The organism is Paenibacillus sp. R14(2021), assembly GCF_019431355.1.
In the GTDB taxonomy this organism is placed as follows: domain Bacteria; phylum Bacillota; class Bacilli; order Paenibacillales; family Paenibacillaceae; genus Paenibacillus_Z.
On the sequence record NZ_CP080269.1, the window covers coordinates 693,332 to 710,706 of the forward strand.

Genomic DNA, 17,375 nt, shown 5'->3' on the forward strand with positions numbered 1-17,375 from the left:
TCATTCACTAGAAGGAATGAATGGAGTGGGCGAATTGGAACTTCTTCAACTGCACTATTTTATAGCGGTAGCTCGTTTGGAGCATATGACCGAAGCTGCAAGAAGTCTGCATGTTACGCAATCGTCATTAAGCAAAACGATTCAACGCTTGGAGGATGATCTTGGGGTCCCGCTATTCGATCGAACAGGCAGGAAGCTGCGATTGAATGAGTTCGGAACAAGATTTCTTCGGCGTGCCGAAAGGGCTTTGTTCGAATTGGAACAAGGGAAGCTGGAACTTAGCGATCTATCCAGCCCCGATCATGGCACACTTGAATTAGGGGTGACTAGCGCAAGCCTATTACCAGTCATTCTTCGGAAATTTCGAAATAAGCGGCCCAATATTCATTTTCATGTACAAATGCTGTCTACTCAGGAGATGGTTACGCTTCTTGAAAGAGGAGAGGTTGATTTTTGTTTGTCCTCGCCTCCGATTGACAAGGATGATATCGGATGTCAAGTCGTGTATATCGATCCCATCCTCGTAGCGGTTCCTAAGGAGCATCGGCTGGCGAACCGAACCAGCGTATCCTTGGCAGAGCTGAAGGACGAATGGTTTGTCGGCGTTAAGGTCGGTTTCGGTACGCGCGATTTGATGGATGCGGTATGCAGATCGGTTGGCATTACACCTAATTACGTGTATGAGGGAGATGAACCTGCACGGCTTATCTATCTTGTGGAAGCTGGAATCGGCATTGCCTTCATACCAAGTACGGCAAGGAATTATCGGGTCGATATCAAATATCTCGAAATAGAGACTCACGAAGTGGTACGGGAGATCGCTTTACTTTGGCACAAGAGCCGTTATATTTCGCGGGTTGCTCAGGAATTTCGCGAGGTCGTTTTGGAATATTTTGAGGAGATATCCAAACAGACAATTTAAATAGATAATCGAATATGGACGGAATCATATACGCTTCATTAAGCACTGGAACAAAAATTGTTCGATTTTTTCAATTTCAACAGGATACTTCGGTTTTTCAGGCATATAATCATTCCATTCTGAATGGAATACGATTGTTGTTATTTGGAATGCAGCTTAAAAAATGAAGGAGGCTGTGTTAATGAATCGTTTAAACTGGCTCTCAGCAGGAAATTTGGAAGCGCTTAAAGAAGAAGGCGCAAAGGTTATCCGAGGCGGTATCGCTGTTTTTTATCATGAAGACCAGGTGTACGCGGTGGACAACCGTTGCCCGCACTTAGGCTTTCCGCTCCATATGGGGAGCCTGTGCGACGGGATTTTGACGTGCCATTGGCATCATGCCCGGTTTGACATCTGCAGCGGCGGTACGCTTGATCCCTGGGCGGACGATGTTCCGTCTTATGAAGTGCGGGTCGACGGCGGCGAAGTGTGGGTGAATCCGGTTTCCAGAAGTGCGAAAGGCGCGGCAAAATATAAGCATAAACTAAAAGAAGGCCTTGAGCAAAATATCGGCATTGTCATCGCGAAAGCGGTCGTCGGACTAATCGAAGCGGGAGTGCCGGAGCAGGACATCGCCCGGATTGGCATCGAATTTGGCACGACATATGGAACGGGCTGGAACGCCGGACTTACGATTCTTACCGCGATGGCGCAAAGCGTCGACAAGCTGGACAAGGACGGCAAGATACTTGCGTTGTACCAAGGTCTTGTCCATGTCGCTCGAGGCAGCTCGGGCAGAGGAACCCGCCACTTGCTGTCGGCGCTGCCTACAGCGGACTTGCCGTTCGAACGTTTGACCGAGTGGTATCGCAATTGCATAGAGGTGCGGGATACGCAGGGCGCTGAGAAAGTGCTGATCACCGCCATTTTGAACGGCATTGAGACGAAGCGGCTATCGGAAATGATGCTTGTCGCCGCAACAGATCACTTTTTCTTGGACGGAGGACATGTGTTTGATTTTCACAGCAAAGCCTTTGAGGCGCTGGAGTGGGCGGAGGTATCGCAGAAGGAGCAGATTTTAACTTCACTCGTACCGATGATGGCTCGTCCGACGCGGAGCGAGGAGCTGCACCAGTGGCAGGCGCCGCTGAACCTCGTAGAGCCGATCAAACAAGCGGTCAACGAACTGGAGCAGAATGCGGCGCAGACGAAGCTCGAAGGTGGGTCAACAGATACGCGGCTGTCTGCTGATAGGGAAGAGCAACTACTGCAGCAACTGCTGAGCGATACGCCGGAGCAGACCATCTCCCTGCTGCGCGATCTGCTCATCGCGGGAACGGCACCAGCGCAATTGGCGCAGATCGTTGCTCTAGCCGCCGCGGAACGAATCGTTCGTTTTCATACGCAGAACGATTTCGGCGATTGGATTGCAGTGCTCCATACGTTCACTTATGCTCACGCCGTACACGAAAGGCTGCTGCAATCGGATGAGCCGCTCCTGCAGCGGGCGATTTTTCACGGAGCCGTCAGCGTATATCTTGACCGTTTCTTAAACGTGCCGACAGCGGCGCGTCCGAAGCCGTCCAGCTCCGCCGCGCCGTCTAATCATCAGGAGCTGCTTGATTTGCTCGATCTGCGCCAGCAGGTCGGACCGGCCGCGCAATGGGTGATGGACTACATTCATGGCGGTGGTGATCCGGGAGCGCTGCTTAACACGCTTGGCCATGCGCTCTTGCGGGAGGATGCGGAATTCCATTCTTTCCAAATGTATGAGGCTGCAGTGACCGAATACAACCATTGGCAAGCGGCGGCAGGCTCTTTTGCGGAGAAGGCCAAAGAAACGATGCTGCTTGCATGCACCCGATATTTGGCAGCACACGCGCCAACCGCGCGCGAGCTCCCGCATACGGCTAAAATTGCCTGGAGGCTGCATAAAGGGGAAAGGTTGTTTGAAGAAGAATAGCCAATGCACACGCAAGCTCGATCGAAGGTGCGCTTCGGCTGTTCTCAAGCTCGATGGAGTTACGATGCCAGCTTCGCGGATGAGATCTGGGTTTTGGCATAAGTTGCCCTTCGTTGTATGAATAACTTTAATTGTTATTTGGTAATCTAACACAGGTTACGAATAGAAATGAGGAGGAAATATACAATGGCTGCCAACTTAGGTGCACATGAAACCATGGAAATTCACGAACTTCTGTCTGCATCCGTATCAAATATCAACACGATGAGGCTATATCGACCGCATATCCAGGATCATTTACTGGCGCAGATTGTCGATAAGCAGCTTCAATTTGCTATTCAGGAGTACAATCACTGTGCTCAGATGGTGCATCAATTTTCCGGCCAACCACAGGGCATGACCGGCACTCCAGCATCCTCTTACGGTAGGACTCAGAACGTGTCGCCAGTATACGGTCTCAATCATCCAGCGCCAATCAGCCCAGACAATAGAATTGACGATCGGGATGCAGCGTTTGCTTTACTGAACCTTCATAAATCCTCCGCTTCCATGAAAATAATTGGTGCACTCGAATGTGCGAATCCGCAGCTTCGGGCTAACCTGCAGCAAGGAGCCGTAAACTGTTCCGAGCAAGCTTATGAGATCTGGCAATATATGAACCAGGCAGGGCACTACCAAGTGCCTACAATGAAGGATATCACGACGGAGACAACTCTCGCCGCCTTTCAGCCCTCCAATATGAATGCAATGGGCATGTCTGGCGGGATGGGCCAATCCCAGCCAATGAATCCTGCCATGACGCAATGACGCATAATATTCAATGAGAGATTAAGGAGTAGAATGAAGTCTCGTACAACGAAACCGGCCTTGGATCTGATCCAAGGCTGGTTTTTTGCGCTTCGAATGATTAGGTTTGTACCGATGTTCTGCGGGGAATAAAGTTAAAAGATAAATAAGAGCTAAGGAGCATTACGAGATGGCCAGAACCTCTGCCAATAAAGAATTAAAACCAAGCTATGCCTCTAATAATCTTTGGTCGGGTATATTATTCGGTTTTGGCTTGGTCTCTTTTATCGATGAGGCCGTATTTCATCAGTTACTCCATTGGCATCACTTCTATGATAAATCGACAACAACAGTAGGGCTTGTCTCGGATGGACTTTTTCACGCGTTCAGCTGGTTCGCCACGATCGCCTCATTATTCATGTTGGCAGCTCTGAAGCGCACCCGATCATTCTGGATCAAACGCTGGTGGGGCGGCATATTTCTAGGTGCTGGTATATTTCAACTATACGATGGGATCGTTCAGCACAAACTCATGAGGCTGCACCAAATCCGTTATAACGTGGATATAACAAGATATGATGTCGTTTGGAACACCATAGCCGTACTTTTGATTGTCATCGGCTTTGTTCTTACAGCCCGCAACAAAACCAACAACCTAGAACCCCAAACAACTGAAAAAAGAGCCTAATATGCACCATATGAGCTCTGGTCCTAGCGGTGATATGTCGTTTGATCCTATGCTGATGATGTTGTTTACCGTTCTTACGATTTTGTACATCGCTGCTGCTGCTATCACCCATCGCCGTTTCCGCAAATGGCCGGTATATCGGACCTTTTGCTGGGCTGCGGGTATCTGGAGCGCCGCATTGACTGTTGACGGGCCGTTGGTAGCGTATGCGCATGAGAGTTTTACGATCCATATGGCAGGTCACTTATTGTTAGGGATGCTCGCGCCTTTGTTTATCGTGATGGCTTCTCCCGTAACATTGATGTTACGGTCTCTGCCGATTTCGTTGGCTCGGCGTTTTGTAAGAGTGAGGCATATGAGGTACTTTCATTTGGTCATGCATCCGGTGGTAGCTGCGCTTCTTAATATCGGAGGGCTCTGGGCATTATACACAACCGGTTTATATGAAGCCATGCATAACAGCGATATGGTTTATGACGTCGTTCATATTCATCTATTCCTTGCCGGATATCTATTTACGTCATCGATCATTTATTTGGATCCGGTTTCTCGCCGGTTTAGCTTTAAATACAGGGCAATTGTACTCATTCTGGCGATAGCCGGTCATAGTATCTTATCTAAATGGTTATATGGTTCGCCTCCCATCGGAGTACCCGTTGAGCAAGCGGAGGCGGCAGCGATACTCATGTATTACGGCGGTGATGTCATTGAATTGTTGCTTATCGTGCTTTTTTGTTTTCATTGGTACAAATACAGGATTTCATCCCGAAGCATATAACGCAAGCAATTCATGCTCCGTATTGAATTCCGGTTTTATCATAATCTAAACACGAAAGGTGATACTAAACTTCGTTGAGGGTTAAATTCGCTTGTCGTGCATACAGTCGAAAGTCCATGAAATTGGAAGCAATGAAATCAACCCATTAAAGTGTTCAATAAAGGGGCTCAAAGCAATGTCGAAAAAAAAGTTAACCAATGGCCAGTTGGAAGGCAGTGCACTAACGCATGAAATGGTTTCAGATGTTTATATGGCCGGCACGAGCGATGGCGTAATCATTCTACAAGATAGACAAATCAAGGTCGAAAAAGAAGGCCATGATTCAAGCGGCAAAAAAAATAAAATGAAATAGCATCGGCTAGTCGGCTCTTTGGGCCCGGCCCATAACTAAACGTTCCAAACTAAACCACGCAAGGATGTGCTGTGCTGCCCATGAATGAAGAGCGGATTATGACTGCACTTGAAGAAGTGATTGATCCTGAAATCGGTGTAAATATCGTTGACCTCGGACTTGTATACGGCATCGAGGCAATGGAAAATGGGAAAGTCGTCATCGAAATGACGCTCACTATTCCCGAATGTCCTTTGGTGGACCAAATCGTAGCGGATGTTAAAAGGGCAGCCGAATCGGTCGAAGGGGTTGTACAAGTCGAGGTAAAGCTCGTGTTTGAACCGAAATGGACACCTGCACGAATGAACGATGAAGCAAGAGAACAGATTCGTTCCAGGCAAATGGCAGTGACCTAACCTAGGCCCAGGAATATTCTGATTGAAGTCCGCGGAAATCGCGGGCTTTTTTTTGGCATCATTTTCAGACAAAGTATTTTATTTATAACACTACCTTGACAGTCATAGTAGTATGACGTATTATTTAATTGCGGAGGTGATTTAATGAGCGAGAACAAAATTACATCCGATCTGCTGCGCGGACATACCGATACGATGATTTTACGGCTCTTATCCGAAGCTGACAGGTACGGCTACGAGATTGTCAAGTTGATTGCGGAGCGCTCGGACGGTGAATACGAACTAAAGGAAGCAACCATGTACTCCAGCGTTCGGCGTCTTGAGGTCGAAGGTGATATCGAATGGTATTGGGGTGACGAATCACAAGGCGGTCGTCGCAAGTATTTTAGAATAACCGACAAGGGCAGGGAGTCTCACGCCCGCAACAAAAGCAACTGGGAGTATGCAAAACGCGTACTTGAAAATTTATTATAAGGAGATGGATGTTATGAATGAGAAATTGACGAACTACTTGAACGGTGTTTTCGCACCGTATGATGGTGTGAAAAGCGCAGCCGAATTAAAGACCGACCTGCTCTTCGATTTGCAGGAGCGGTTCCGTGAACTCAAAGCCGAAGGCAAGGACGATGAAACTGCTTTTGAGATGACCATTGACAGCATTGGCGACATTGAGCAAACGGTACTGGAGGTTGCTAACCTTTCCCGCTCTCTTGAGCGGCAGGTGGTGACGAACTTTAGCGCGAGCAACCTGGCGAAGAGCGACTTTGCGGGCGTTATCGCGCATAAGGGACAATTTAATGCCAGCGCATTACGCGGTTCCGATTTTGCGAGAGCAGACTTGACCGGAAGTTCGTTTAAGAGCAGCGACATGCGCGAAGCCAATTTCGACGGCGCGAATCTGACCGACTGCACGATATCCGCCAATGACCTTTCAAATGCGAGCTTCAAGGAATCGATCCTAGTACGCACCAACTTCAGCGTATCGGGGCTGGACGGCGCAAAATTCACTGGCGCAAAACTGACTGACGTCACACTAACAAAGACGGACCTTAGAAAAACAATCTTTGAAGGTTGTATCTTTGACGGCGTGGTCTTCAAATATGCCGATCTGAGCGGGCTTCGTTTTGACGGGCAAACCTTTATCGGCGTTAAGTTTGACAAGTCGGCATTAAACGAAGTTTCGTTTAGGGGCGCTACGCTCAAGAATGTGTCTTTCCAGGCGTACTTCTCGTTGACCAATAAGTATTACCGTTCCATCAAAACCATCTGTTTTGACGATGCAGTCATGGATAAACTGACCTATGCTGCGCTCAAAGGCATGGGGGCCGATTTGTCCAAAGTTACGATTCGATAAGGATGCTTACGAAGTTGCGTTTTTTACAAAACGCTTAGGATATGCTTACGAAGTTGCGTTTTTTACAAAACGCTTAGGAGGGGAAGTATGCCAAACAAGTCGATTCAAGTGATAGGTTTGCAAAAGTCCTACAAGCAGCTGCAAGTCCTTAAGGGCGTAGATTTCGAGGTGGAAAAGGGCAGTATTTTCGCCCTGCTTGGCTCTAACGGAGCAGGCAAAACAACAGTTGTCAAAATCCTCACCACGCTGCTGAAACAAGACAATGGAACCGCTACCGTAAACGGATTCGATGTTGCGGCAAAACCCGACCATGTGCGTCAGGCGATCAGTCTGACTGGTCAATTTGCCGCCGTGGACGAAATTTTGACCGGACGGGAAAATCTGATCATGATTGCCAAGCTGCGATACCTCAAAAATCCGCGTCAGGTTGCGGACGATTTGCTCAACCGCTTCGGCCTGACAGACGCCGCCGACCGCAGAGCGTCAACTTATTCAGGCGGGATGCGTCGGAGGCTTGACATCGCCCTGAGCCTTGTGGGTCAACCGCAGATTATTTTCCTCGACGAGCCAACCACTGGGCTTGACCCCGAGGCACGTATCGAGGTTTGGAAGATTGTCAAGGAGCTTGCGGGCGGCGGCACGACGGTATTCTTGACCACGCAGTATTTGGAGGAAGCCGAGCAGCTTGCCGACCGAATTGCCATCCTGCATGAGGGCAAGATTATCGCCAGCGGCACGCTGTCGGATCTAAAGAAGTTGTTCCCATCCGCAAAGGTGGAGTACGTGGAGAAACAGCCGTCTTTAGAAGAAATATTCCTTTCCATAGTCGGCAAAAAGGAGGCGAAATAAATGGAGGCGGTAAAGAAACATTTCTTCAGCGATCTAAGCGTTATGCTTGGACGTTCCATGCGCCATATTTCCCGCAGTATGGACACGATTATTTCGGTCACCATCATGCCGATCGCGATGATGCTGCTGTTTGTCTATGTGTTCGGCGGTGCCATTCAAACCGGAGCGGATAACTATGTGAATTACCTGTTGCCTGGCATATTGCTGATTGCTATTGCCAGCGGGATATCCTACACGGCTTTCCGCTTGTTTACCGATGTACAACGGGGCATATTCGAGCGGTTTCATTCCATGCCGATTTCACGCTCCACCTTATTGTGGGGGCACGTGCTGACCTCGCTAGTGTCTAACGCCATCTCGGTTGTCGTCATCATCATCGTAGCATTGATTATGGGCTTTCGTTCGCCGGCGGGGATATTGTCATGGCTTGCAGTAGGGGGCATACTTGCCGTGTTCACACTGGCATTAACTTGGGTCGCGGCGATTGCCGGACTTTCAGCCAAATCGGTGGATGGCGCAAGCGCATTTTCCTACCCGATCATCTTCCTGCCATTTATCAGCTCAGCGTTTGTGCCGACCGAATCGATGCCGAAGGTCGTTCGAGCCTTTGCCGAAAATCAGCCGGTGACCTCGATTGTGGAAGCCATCCGTGCACTATTGTTAAATCAGCCGGTAGGCAATGACATATGGATCGCTCTTGCGTGGTGTGTCGGGATATTGTTCGCAGCCTATTTCATTGCGATGAGGGTGTATAAGAAGAGAGTGTGAAGCAGGAGACAATGTCCGAATGAAGTCCGCAGTAAACGCGGGCTTTTTTTGTGCGCTAATGCACCAATCGACGTCATTTAGTCATTTCACAGCAATACATTAATTTACATTTTCAGGGCACTCTGTAAAAGAAGAAAGGAGAGTGAACAATTGAGTTTTCAAGGTAAAGTTGCTGTCGTTACAGGTGCAAGCAGTGGTATGGGAAAGGCAATCGCAATTGAATGGGTGAAACGTGGAGGAAATGTAGTTATCAATGGTCGACGCGAGCAAGCGCTAGCAGAGACTGCAAAAGAAATCGATCCAACCGGCGCGCACATAGTTGTCGTTGCTGGAGATATTGGTGATCCTAAAACAGCTGAGCGGGTAGTTAACGAAGGACTCGCACGCTACGGGCATATTGATACGCTAGTAAACAACGCTGGTATTTTCATCGGGGGAGCGACCACGGATATCACTCAGGACCAATTCGAATCTGTAATGTCAACTAATATGGCAGGATTCTTCTACGTTACCCAGCACGTTCTAACCGCGATGCTGAAGAGAGGCGCCGGCCATATCGTCAACATCACAGCAAGCGGGGGCGCAGAACAGCCTATGAAAGAAATGCAAGCTATACTGGCTGCGTTAACCAAAGGCGGCCTGAATGCGGCAACGAAATCGCTGGCGATTGAATATGCGGACAAGGGCATTCGCGTGAATGCAGTCGCACCTGGAGTTACCAAAACACCGATGCATGCGCCTGAAACGCACGATTTCTTGGCTAATTTTCATCCGCTAGGTCGAATGGGCGAAGTGTCCGATATCGTTGAAGCTGTCCTGTATTTGGAATCTGCAAGTTTCGTGACTGGAGAAATTCTTCACGTCGATGGTGGTCAGAACGCCGGCAAGTGGTAAGCTTGTGGAATTTTATGAAGGGGGTGTCCCAAAAGTCATCAAAAGATGACGATGGGTGCCCCCGTATTTCTTACCCTATCTTAGTTACCGTACCTAATTGCGCGGGTCGCATGTTCTTCCGATCGCTGTTGTTCCCGGAGAAACACCAGATCTCGTTCTACGGATTTGGGCTCCCCCCATTTCGGTAGGTAGCCCAGTCCCGTTAATTCACGTAACGGCGATAATGTTTTGTCTTGCGCACGAGTTTGCATTGTGACATGTAACGGCGCATGCTCTTCTTCTGCGTATGGTTGCTGGACTTTTTGCCGCGGATACATACGTAATGCTTCTTGGACAAGGAATAGGTCCGAATACCTCTGCGGAAGCATCGTCCTAGCCAGCCGGCATCTGTACCGTTTTTCTTGAATTCTGGAAACGGGACTCGCTTCCAAACCGATCTCCGGAAGACAAGTGTGCCGCCTTTGACGCTTCGCGTGTAGGTCCGTTCTCCGCCGGGACGATACAGCATCAACGCCCGCTTCGCTTTGAAATAGATAAATGACGTGTGCTTGCCGACGATGCCCGCTTTGCCCCCTTTGATGGCGCGGGCGGCTTCCCTCAGGAACTTGGGGCCGTAATAATCGTCATCGTCGAACTTGGCGACGAGACCTTTGTCTGCCCGCTTGATGGCGTAGTTCAAGCATTTTCCGAGCTTGTATTTCTGCGGGAGTTGAAAAACCCGAATCTCGTTATCCCGGTAGTGGCTGGCCCGTTTTTGGTAGCGCTCGATGTCCAGTTTGTTATTGTTCAGAACGATAATCATTTTCTTGTCCTTCCACAGCTGCCGGTCATAGTTTTTGAACACGTTGTCGATGCACGAGGATCTGATCGTGCAAGTAATAACGGTAATCATGGGTCTTCATCTCCATTTAGCGTAAGTTCAGGCTTGCTGCCATAGGCATTCTTTGTAGGATATGAGCGATCTGTCTCGCAAGGCACGGCGTATTAATGATATTGCATACGCCGTCAACGGAGCGGGGAGACGAATCATTCGTTCGCACTGTGTTAATAATATGTAGGAAAGCGTACAACAGCTACTATCTATGAGGAAGTGAAACGTTCATGACGACGAAATCTGCAGCTGAACAAAAAACAGAACGTGAGGGGAACTCACTGTTTCGAACCATGAAAATCGCTGCATGGGTAGCGCTTATAGTAGGCGGCATTTTGTGTGTCTCCAATTATAGTGATTTCAGTGACAATAACAGGCTATTAATGGCTGGAATCGGCTTTTTGGTGGGCAGCGTGTTCATCTACATGATTGGTACAGCGATAAATCTCGTGCATAAACGCAAGACTGAATCCGAATAAATAACTGCATATGAATCGTTTAAGGGCTGATTCCTTCACATTGGAGCAGTCCTTATTTTATTGAAATGACCTGCAGCTAAAGCCGCTGTAATATTGGTTCGGTATTCGGGGGATAAATAAGTGAATCCAAGGTGATGTTTAGGAGATGAGGAAGAACTTATGAATACTTCAAAGCTCTTGCGGCTGCCCGCCACAATCGGCGTCTTGGTAAGCACCGTTTTACTTACATCAGGTTGCAAGTCGATGATTGTCTTCGATCCGAAGGGTCCGATCGGCAGCCAGGAACGTGACTTGATCTATATCACAACACTGCTTTGCCTCATTATCGTGGTTCCGGTGTTAGTGATTACGGCTTGGATTATCTGGCGTTTCCGTAACAAGAAGGACAACAATGCGCCGTACCAGCCGATATGGTCCCACAGCACCAAACTGGAAATCCTCTGGTGGGGCATCTCGATCGCCGTCATCTTGGTCGTGGGCATTGTGACTGCACGATACACGTACGCGCTGGATCCAGCTAAACCGATTGCGTCTGACAAAAAGGCGATCACGGTCCAGGTAACGTCGCTGGACTGGAAATGGCTGTTCCAGTATCCGGAGCAAGGGATCGCAACCGTCAACTATCTGGTCATTCCGGAGCGAACGCCGATTAAGTTCGAGCTTACCGCGGACGGCCCGATGAACTCGTTCTGGGTGCCGCAGCTTGGAGGAATGATTTACACGATGTCCGGCATGGCAACAACATTGTATCTTCAAGCCGATGAACCCGGTAATTATATGGGGACAGGAGCCAATTTTACGGGCCGCGATTTCGCGAAAATGGGTTTTACCGCCAAAGCCACTTCGAAGGCGGATTTCGATCAATGGGTGGCAGAGTCGAAGGCTAAAGGGAAAGCATTATCCGAAGAGGGGTATCAGCAGCTTGCGGCGCAAGGGACTTCGGACCGGCTCACCTTTGCATCTATTCCGTCAGGTTTGTTCGAGCGAATCGTCCATGAATACTCGACGAGCCGCGGAGCGCCTCCGGGATATACGATTAGGGCCAGAACGCTTAGTGAAGAAAAGAAAGCCGAACATACGGAACATTCGAAAAACGGTCAGCTGCCGCCCGGAAATAACGCGCAGAAGGATGCCCCTGACGTCAGAAGCTTCGGGCAATCCGATTATAACTCGCACAACATGCACATGAATCATGGCAAATGAGAGGAGGGGCTTCCGTGATTGATTCAATAAAGGATTTCGTCTCATGGTTCTTTGTCACGGGCGACCCGTTGATTTACGGGGCGGATGTGGCGATCGTGCTGACGACGGTGGCGATTATCTTCGTGCTCACCTATTTCAGAAAATGGGACTGGCTCTGGCGTGAGTGGCTGACGACAGTCGATCATAAACGCGTCGGGATTATGTATATCATCGCATCGCTGCTTATGCTGTTCCGCGGCGGCGTCGATGCGCTGCTGATGCGGACGCAGCTTGCCTTTCCCGATCTGAAGTTTTTATCGCCGGAGCACTATAACGAGGTCTTCACGACCCATGGCGTCGAAATGATATTTTTCATGGCGATGCCGCTGATGTTCGGCTTATTCAACATTGCCGTGCCGCTGCAGCTGGGCGCGCGCGACGTCGCGTTCCCGTTCCTCAACTCGCTGAGCTTCTGGCTGTTTTTCATGGGCGCGATGCTGTTTAACATGTCCTTCGTTATCGGCGGTTCGGCGAATGCCGGCTGGCTGTCGTATCCGCCGCTTTCGGAGCTGACGGGAAGCCCGGGCGTGGGTGAAGACTTCTATATCTGGGGCGTTCAAATTTCCGGGATCGGGTCTCTAATGACGGGAATTAACTTCATTGTCACCATTGTGAAGATGCGCGCCCCCGGGATGACCTGGTCGAGGGTGCCGATATTTACGTGGTCCGTGCTCTCAAGCTGCATTGCGATTATTGTCGCGTTCCCAGTCCTGACGGTCACGCTTGCACTGGTGTTCCTGGACCGCTTTCTTGGCGCGCACTTCTTTACGACGGACGGCGGCGGCAACGCCATGATGTACGTCAACCTGATATGGATGTGGGGCCACCCGGAAGTGTACATCATCGTTCTGCCAGCCTTCGGTGTGTTCTCGGAAGTCGTGGCGGCCTTCTCGAGGAAGCGCTTGTTCGGTTACGGATCCATGGTGTTCGCGATGCTCAGCATTAGTCTCTTGGCGTATTTTACATGGCTCCACCACTTTTTTACGATGGGCTCAGGAGCCGACGTCAATCTCTTCTTTGCGATTACAACGATGATCATTGCGATTCCGACAGGTGTGAAAATTTTCAACTGGCTGTTTACGATGTACCGCGGGCGGATAACGTTCCAAACGCCGATGCTTTGGACGCTCGGATTCATTCCGTGCTTCGTCGTCGGAGGCATGACCGGCGTAATGCTCTCGGCAGCGCCAGCGGATTTCCAGTTCCATAACAGCTATTTCCTCATTGCCCACTTCCATCAGGTACTCATCGGCGGGGCCGTTTTCGGCTACTTTGCGGGCTTGTATTACTGGTGGCCGAAAATATTCGGCTTCAAGCTCAATGAACCCATTGGCAAGTGGGCGTTCTGGATATGGAACATCGGTTTCTATGTATGCTTCATGCCTCAGTATTTTGTCGGTCTCGACGGCATGACCCGCCGGCTTAGTTCTTACGGCTGGGACAAAGGCTGGTGGGCGATGAATTTCACGTCAACCATTGGCGGCTTCCTCATGGGACTCGGCTTCCTGTTCCAAGTATGGCAGATCGCGCACAGCATTAAGTTTATGGAAAAGGACACCACTGGCGATCCGTGGGGTGCCCGCACGCTGGAATGGTCCATCCCATCACCGGCGCCTCTCTATAACTTCGCGACAATACCAGTCGTTACCGACCGAGATGACTGGTGGGAGGAGAAGGAGCGAATCGCCGCAGGGAAAGCGCCAAAGGCGAGGCCGAAGCTCGAGCCTATCCATATGCCGAAAAACTCGCCGATCCCTTTTATTCAAGCCATCTGCTGGTTTACGGTCGGCTTTGGTCTTGTGTTTCACTGGCTCTGGATTGCAATTCCCGGCTTTATCGGCATTGCCTTAACCATGCTGGCACATTCGTTCAACTACGATACCGATTACTATATTCCTGTAGACGAAATTAAACGTACGGAAGCAAAAGCAGGGAGGATTGTCTAATGGCGCACGCTCACCATCAACCTTTTGCGCATGAGGGCGGCCATGAAGGCCATCACGATTTGGAGGAGCTTCGAAAGTTCGGCTTCTGGATCTTTCTTATCACCGACTGCATTTTGTTCGCTACGCTGTTTGCTACCTATTTCGTGCTTCACGAAAATACGGCAGGCGGACCCGGGGCGAAAGAAATCTTCGAACTGCCCGGCGTCATCGTCGAAACGTTCATTCTGCTGACGAGCAGCTTTACCAGCGGTTTGGCCGTGCTGGCTTTGAACGCGGGAAGCCGGAAAGGACTGATCGGCTGGCTGCTTGTGACGATCCTGCTCGGTGCCTGCTTTATCGGGATGGAAGTAACGGAATTCTTGAAGCTCGTGGACGAGGGGCATACGATTCATTCCAACGCGTTTCTATCCGGTTTCTTCACGCTTGTCGGTACGCACGGGATGCATGTCTCACTCGGAATCTGCTGGATCACCGCATTGATCATACAGCTGAGCCGGCACGGCATAACACCCGTCACGCAGCGAAAAGTACATATTACGAGTTTATATTGGCACTTCTTGGATGCCGTATGGATATTCGTATTCACGTTCGTTTACTTATTGGGGGTGAGTTGACTTGGCGCAGCACAACACAATCGGACATGGAGACCATGGTAGTCATGTCAAGCATCACGGATCACTGAAGGAATATGTAATCGGATTTGCCCTCTCCATCATCCTGACGATTATCCCGATCCTTGCTGTTGTGGATGACTGGTTCGGGAAAACGGCAACGTTCCTTGTGCTTCTGATTACGGCGGCTTTGCAATTTCTCGTGCAGCTGCTGTTCTTCATGCACTTGCGGGAAGAGGAGCGCCCGCGTTATAACCTCATAACGCTCATTCTCGGTCTGTTCATTGTAGCCGTTGTCGTTTACGGTTCCATTTGGATTATGGATCATAACATGTATTAGAGAAATTTACTACTGAACATCCGGCAAGATTGGGATTGGAGAGACCCGGAGATCGCCCCAGCCCTTAAGGCATTGATCAGCTTCGGCTTGCGGAGCAGCATGCGAAGACGCTCCGCCAAATGACGGGCATCGCCCACGCGGAACGTATAACCGTTAAGTCCGTCGACGATTTTCTCGGACATTCCGCCTACGTTGGAGGCGATTACCGGCAAATGCGATGCCAGCGCTTCGTGAAGGGCGAGCGGATAATTCTCGTACCAGATTGAAGGCACGACGGCGATATCGGCTTCTTGGTAAATGCGAGGGAGTTCCGATTCGGTGTACGTGCCGCGAAACGAAATGCGCCGATCTCCGGACGCCATCCGCTTCAGCACCTCCGCATATTCCGGCTTGCCGGAACCGTAGAGATGCAGCCTGAGCCGGCGGTACGGCACCAAGGACATCGCTTGAAGTAGAACGTGAACGCCTTTATGTTCGTTTAACGATCCGCCGTAGACGAGCGTAATCGGGGCGCCAGTCCGATATGTTTTGGCGTTCGGGACAAGCGTCTCCCGCCGCATCCCGTGGGGAAGCACTTCAATCCGGAGCGAAGGCAGCACATGCTGGGTGTAGGAAGCCAGAAAAGCGGACGGCGAGAAGATGCGCTGCGCGCCATGAAGCAGGGGCGCGAGCGTGAGGAGGCGTTCGCTTGCTTGCGGAATCTGGCAATGGGCCATACAGGCCAGCCCGCCTTCCGGCCCGGCGCAGAGCTGTTTGTCGACCCGCACCAAAATCGAACGCGGGCATATGGACCAATAGTCCGTTAACGTCATGACATACGGGATTCCCAGCCTGCGGGCGGCCTGCACGAACTCGATGCCGCGCATGGCATGCGCGATGTGAATCAAGTTCGGCTGCTCCCGGATCAGGACGGCTTCCGCCCACGCCGACAGCCGGGGTTCTTCGACGTTCGTAGCCGATTGGGCCGGATCTGCCGCCTGGATCCGATAGGCCAGTACCGGTACGCCGTCATAGACGTATTCTTCGCTCGCGATTTCGTCCGGGGAAGTGGCCTGCTCCGAAAGCTGACCGCTGTAAGTCACGACTTTTACGCGATGGCCTCGCTCCTGCATGCTTCTGGCCACGTTCAGCACGAATTTCTCGGTTCCGGTGTAAGACTCCGGATAAAAGGTATGGACGACATAAAGGATGGAAAGCCGTTCGCCAGACTGCTGGCGTTCATTGGGGGGCTGAGCCTCGAAAGGCCGGGCTTCGGGCAGCTGCAGCGCAGGCGCATGCAGAACCGCGGACTGCGCTGCAGCGAACTTCAGTCTCCGGCGTGCAGACCGTTTTCCTCCGGAGCGATGCCTTAGACGCCCCGTTTTCTTCGAGGTTCGCAATTTGCGCCTCGGACGCGCCGGATGGACGGCGCTTCGCTTGGCCTTCTTTGCCGCTTTACTTGTAGGTGATGGCCGGCTCTGTTTGACGGATGCCGAACGGATTTTCCGCTTCCTCTTCATAGCACACCTTCGGTAAACGCTATACTTCTGCAAGCTGCTGGGTTATCATATGTGCGCCTGCCGAAATTGTCGAGGGCGCCCCAGCCGTCTTTCCTTTCGCCGAGCTGGCGGCAGGATCAATGGTATAGCAGCTATTATGCAAACAAGGAGCAGCTGCTAGTTAGGGCAGCTTGCTCCTTGTTTTGTTGTGTCCGTTCAATTATTAGTTCTATCTAGCGATTCGCCTATATGCTTATTTACCGTCTACTAGGAATTGCTCGATACGGGCTTTAATGGCGTCTCGAGTGTTTCTGAACTGAACCATGATTTCTTCTTCAGTTCCAATTGCTTTCGCAGGGTCTTCGAAGCCCCAGTGCCATTTGATAACATTCTTGTTCATGATCACAGGGCAATGTTCGTCGGCATGTCCACAAAGCGTAACGACGTAAGTTGCTCGGTTTAACGTCTCCGTATCGATAACATTGGAGCTATTGCCGCTGATATCGATGCCGGCTTCCTCCATGACTTGAACGGCGCGAGGATTTAATCCGTGTGCTTCAAGCCCTGCGCTTTTCACTTCGTATTTGTCGCCTCCGAGGGCGCTCAGGAAGCCATCGGCGATTTGACTGCGGCAAGAGTTACCGGTGCATAAGAAATAGACAAGTGGTTTGTTACTCATT

Annotated in this window: 20 protein-coding genes; 17 read left to right on the top strand and 3 right to left on the bottom strand. The window is 50.5% G+C overall.

Annotation, left to right across the window (positions count from 1 at the left end; translation table 11 throughout):
- Positions 1–34 precede the first annotated feature (34 nt).
- The 12 genes from KXU80_RS03555 to KXU80_RS03610 all read left to right on the top strand — a co-directional run bounded on the left by KXU80_RS03555 (position 35) and on the right by KXU80_RS03610 (position 9,728).
- Positions 35–922 (top strand): LysR family transcriptional regulator, encoded by an 888-nt coding sequence (locus KXU80_RS03555; protein WP_219836916.1) that lies wholly within the window; start codon positions 35–37, stop codon positions 920–922.
- A gap of 181 nt (positions 923–1,103) precedes the next feature.
- The gene (locus tag KXU80_RS03560; protein WP_219836917.1) at positions 1,104–2,864 is read left to right on the top strand and encodes a Rieske (2Fe-2S) protein; all 1,761 of its coding nucleotides are present in this window, start codon (positions 1,104–1,106) and stop codon (positions 2,862–2,864) included.
- A 186-nt stretch (positions 2,865–3,050) separates the two neighbouring features.
- Positions 3,051–3,671, top strand: coding sequence for a spore coat protein (locus KXU80_RS03565; RefSeq protein WP_219836918.1), 621 nt, complete (start codon positions 3,051–3,053; stop codon positions 3,669–3,671).
- Positions 3,672–3,840: 169 nt separating this feature from the next.
- Entirely contained in the window at positions 3,841–4,338 is a 498-nt protein-coding gene (locus KXU80_RS03570) for a DUF2243 domain-containing protein (protein ID WP_219836919.1), read from the top strand.
- Between the two features lies 1 nt (position 4,339).
- Positions 4,340–5,116: a cytochrome c oxidase assembly protein gene (locus tag KXU80_RS03575; protein WP_258171229.1), complete on the top strand. Its 777-nt coding sequence runs from the start codon at positions 4,340–4,342 to the stop codon at positions 5,114–5,116.
- A gap of 175 nt (positions 5,117–5,291) precedes the next feature.
- Positions 5,292–5,468, top strand: a complete 177-nt coding sequence (locus KXU80_RS03580) for a YozQ family protein (protein WP_219836920.1) — start codon at positions 5,292–5,294, stop codon at positions 5,466–5,468.
- Positions 5,469–5,548: 80 nt separating this feature from the next.
- Entirely contained in the window at positions 5,549–5,863 is a 315-nt protein-coding gene (locus KXU80_RS03585) for a metal-sulfur cluster assembly factor (RefSeq protein WP_219836921.1), read from the top strand.
- A 144-nt stretch (positions 5,864–6,007) separates the two neighbouring features.
- Positions 6,008–6,337, top strand: coding sequence for a PadR family transcriptional regulator (locus KXU80_RS03590; RefSeq protein ID WP_219836922.1), 330 nt, complete (start codon positions 6,008–6,010; stop codon positions 6,335–6,337).
- A gap of 13 nt (positions 6,338–6,350) precedes the next feature.
- Positions 6,351–7,217: a pentapeptide repeat-containing protein gene (locus KXU80_RS03595; protein ID WP_219836923.1), complete on the top strand. Its 867-nt coding sequence runs from the start codon at positions 6,351–6,353 to the stop codon at positions 7,215–7,217.
- 87 nt (positions 7,218–7,304) lie between these two features.
- Positions 7,305–8,066, top strand: coding sequence for an ABC transporter ATP-binding protein (locus KXU80_RS03600; RefSeq protein ID WP_219836924.1), 762 nt, complete (start codon positions 7,305–7,307; stop codon positions 8,064–8,066).
- Positions 8,067–8,834, top strand: a complete 768-nt coding sequence (locus KXU80_RS03605) for an ABC transporter permease (RefSeq protein WP_219836925.1) — start codon at positions 8,067–8,069, stop codon at positions 8,832–8,834. It abuts the gene before it with no gap.
- Positions 8,835–8,984: 150 nt separating this feature from the next.
- Entirely contained in the window at positions 8,985–9,728 is a 744-nt protein-coding gene (locus tag KXU80_RS03610; protein WP_219836926.1) for an SDR family NAD(P)-dependent oxidoreductase, read from the top strand.
- Positions 9,729–9,930: 202 nt separating this feature from the next.
- Here the strand turns inward: KXU80_RS03610 and KXU80_RS03615 are convergent, their stop codons facing one another.
- On the bottom strand, positions 9,931–10,620 hold the full coding sequence (locus tag KXU80_RS03615; RefSeq protein ID WP_219836927.1) for a glycosyltransferase family 2 protein: 690 nt from the start codon (positions 10,618–10,620) through the stop codon (positions 9,931–9,933).
- A gap of 209 nt (positions 10,621–10,829) precedes the next feature.
- Between KXU80_RS03615 and KXU80_RS03620 the strand changes: the two genes are divergently transcribed.
- From KXU80_RS03620 to cyoD, 5 genes are all read left to right on the top strand, one after another.
- Positions 10,830–11,078 carry a hypothetical protein gene (locus tag KXU80_RS03620; RefSeq protein WP_219836928.1) on the top strand — a complete coding sequence of 83 codons (249 nt, stop codon included), beginning with the start codon at positions 10,830–10,832 and terminating at the stop codon, positions 11,076–11,078.
- A 159-nt stretch (positions 11,079–11,237) separates the two neighbouring features.
- Complete coding sequence (gene cyoA, locus KXU80_RS03625) at positions 11,238–12,281, top strand: ubiquinol oxidase subunit II (protein ID WP_219836929.1); 1,044 nt, start codon at positions 11,238–11,240, stop codon at positions 12,279–12,281.
- Positions 12,278–14,266, top strand: a complete 1,989-nt coding sequence (locus KXU80_RS03630) for a cbb3-type cytochrome c oxidase subunit I (RefSeq protein ID WP_374987746.1) — start codon at positions 12,278–12,280, stop codon at positions 14,264–14,266. Before cyoA ends, KXU80_RS03630 begins: the two co-directional genes overlap by 4 nt.
- The gene (gene cyoC / locus KXU80_RS03635; protein ID WP_219836931.1) at positions 14,266–14,880 is read left to right on the top strand and encodes a cytochrome o ubiquinol oxidase subunit III; all 615 of its coding nucleotides are present in this window, start codon (positions 14,266–14,268) and stop codon (positions 14,878–14,880) included. Before KXU80_RS03630 ends, cyoC begins: the two co-directional genes overlap by 1 nt.
- A 1-nt stretch (position 14,881) precedes the next feature.
- A complete protein-coding gene (cyoD, locus tag KXU80_RS03640; protein ID WP_219836932.1) occupies positions 14,882–15,217 on the top strand; it encodes a cytochrome o ubiquinol oxidase subunit IV in 336 nt (111 codons plus the stop codon).
- Here the strand turns inward: cyoD and KXU80_RS03645 are convergent.
- Both KXU80_RS03645 and arsC read right to left on the bottom strand, forming a co-directional pair.
- The gene (locus tag KXU80_RS03645; protein WP_219836933.1) at positions 15,214–16,716 is read right to left on the bottom strand and encodes a glycosyltransferase family 4 protein; all 1,503 of its coding nucleotides are present in this window, start codon (positions 16,714–16,716) and stop codon (positions 15,214–15,216) included. The two genes, cyoD and KXU80_RS03645, sit on opposite strands and share 4 nt — an antisense overlap.
- A 232-nt stretch (positions 16,717–16,948) precedes the next feature.
- The gene (gene arsC / locus KXU80_RS03650) at positions 16,949–17,374 is read right to left on the bottom strand and encodes an arsenate reductase (thioredoxin) (protein ID WP_219836934.1); all 426 of its coding nucleotides are present in this window, start codon (positions 17,372–17,374) and stop codon (positions 16,949–16,951) included.
- Between the last annotated feature and the right edge of the window lies 1 nt (position 17,375).

Coding starts and splice junctions, on each gene's coding strand:
- KXU80_RS03560 (WP_219836917.1), top strand. CDS start 1,104: ATGAATCGTTTAAACTGGCTCTCAGCAGGAAATTTGGAAGCGCTTAAA.
- KXU80_RS03565 (WP_219836918.1), top strand. CDS start 3,051: ATGGCTGCCAACTTAGGTGCACATGAAACCATGGAAATTCACGAACTT.
- KXU80_RS03570 (WP_219836919.1), top strand. CDS start 3,841: ATGGCCAGAACCTCTGCCAATAAAGAATTAAAACCAAGCTATGCCTCT.
- KXU80_RS03575 (WP_258171229.1), top strand. CDS start 4,340: ATGCACCATATGAGCTCTGGTCCTAGCGGTGATATGTCGTTTGATCCT.
- KXU80_RS03580 (WP_219836920.1), top strand. CDS start 5,292: ATGTCGAAAAAAAAGTTAACCAATGGCCAGTTGGAAGGCAGTGCACTA.
- KXU80_RS03585 (WP_219836921.1), top strand. CDS start 5,549: ATGAATGAAGAGCGGATTATGACTGCACTTGAAGAAGTGATTGATCCT.
- KXU80_RS03590 (WP_219836922.1), top strand. CDS start 6,008: ATGAGCGAGAACAAAATTACATCCGATCTGCTGCGCGGACATACCGAT.
- KXU80_RS03595 (WP_219836923.1), top strand. CDS start 6,351: ATGAATGAGAAATTGACGAACTACTTGAACGGTGTTTTCGCACCGTAT.
- KXU80_RS03600 (WP_219836924.1), top strand. CDS start 7,305: ATGCCAAACAAGTCGATTCAAGTGATAGGTTTGCAAAAGTCCTACAAG.
- KXU80_RS03605 (WP_219836925.1), top strand. CDS start 8,067: ATGGAGGCGGTAAAGAAACATTTCTTCAGCGATCTAAGCGTTATGCTT.
- KXU80_RS03615 (WP_219836927.1), bottom strand. CDS start 10,620: ATGATTACCGTTATTACTTGCACGATCAGATCCTCGTGCATCGACAAC.
- KXU80_RS03620 (WP_219836928.1), top strand. CDS start 10,830: ATGACGACGAAATCTGCAGCTGAACAAAAAACAGAACGTGAGGGGAAC.
- cyoA (WP_219836929.1), top strand. CDS start 11,238: ATGAATACTTCAAAGCTCTTGCGGCTGCCCGCCACAATCGGCGTCTTG.
- KXU80_RS03630 (WP_374987746.1), top strand. CDS start 12,278: ATGAGAGGAGGGGCTTCCGTGATTGATTCAATAAAGGATTTCGTCTCA.
- cyoC (WP_219836931.1), top strand. CDS start 14,266: ATGGCGCACGCTCACCATCAACCTTTTGCGCATGAGGGCGGCCATGAA.
- KXU80_RS03645 (WP_219836933.1), bottom strand. CDS start 16,716: ATGAAGAGGAAGCGGAAAATCCGTTCGGCATCCGTCAAACAGAGCCGG.
- arsC (WP_219836934.1), bottom strand. CDS start 17,374: ATGAGTAACAAACCACTTGTCTATTTCTTATGCACCGGTAACTCTTGC.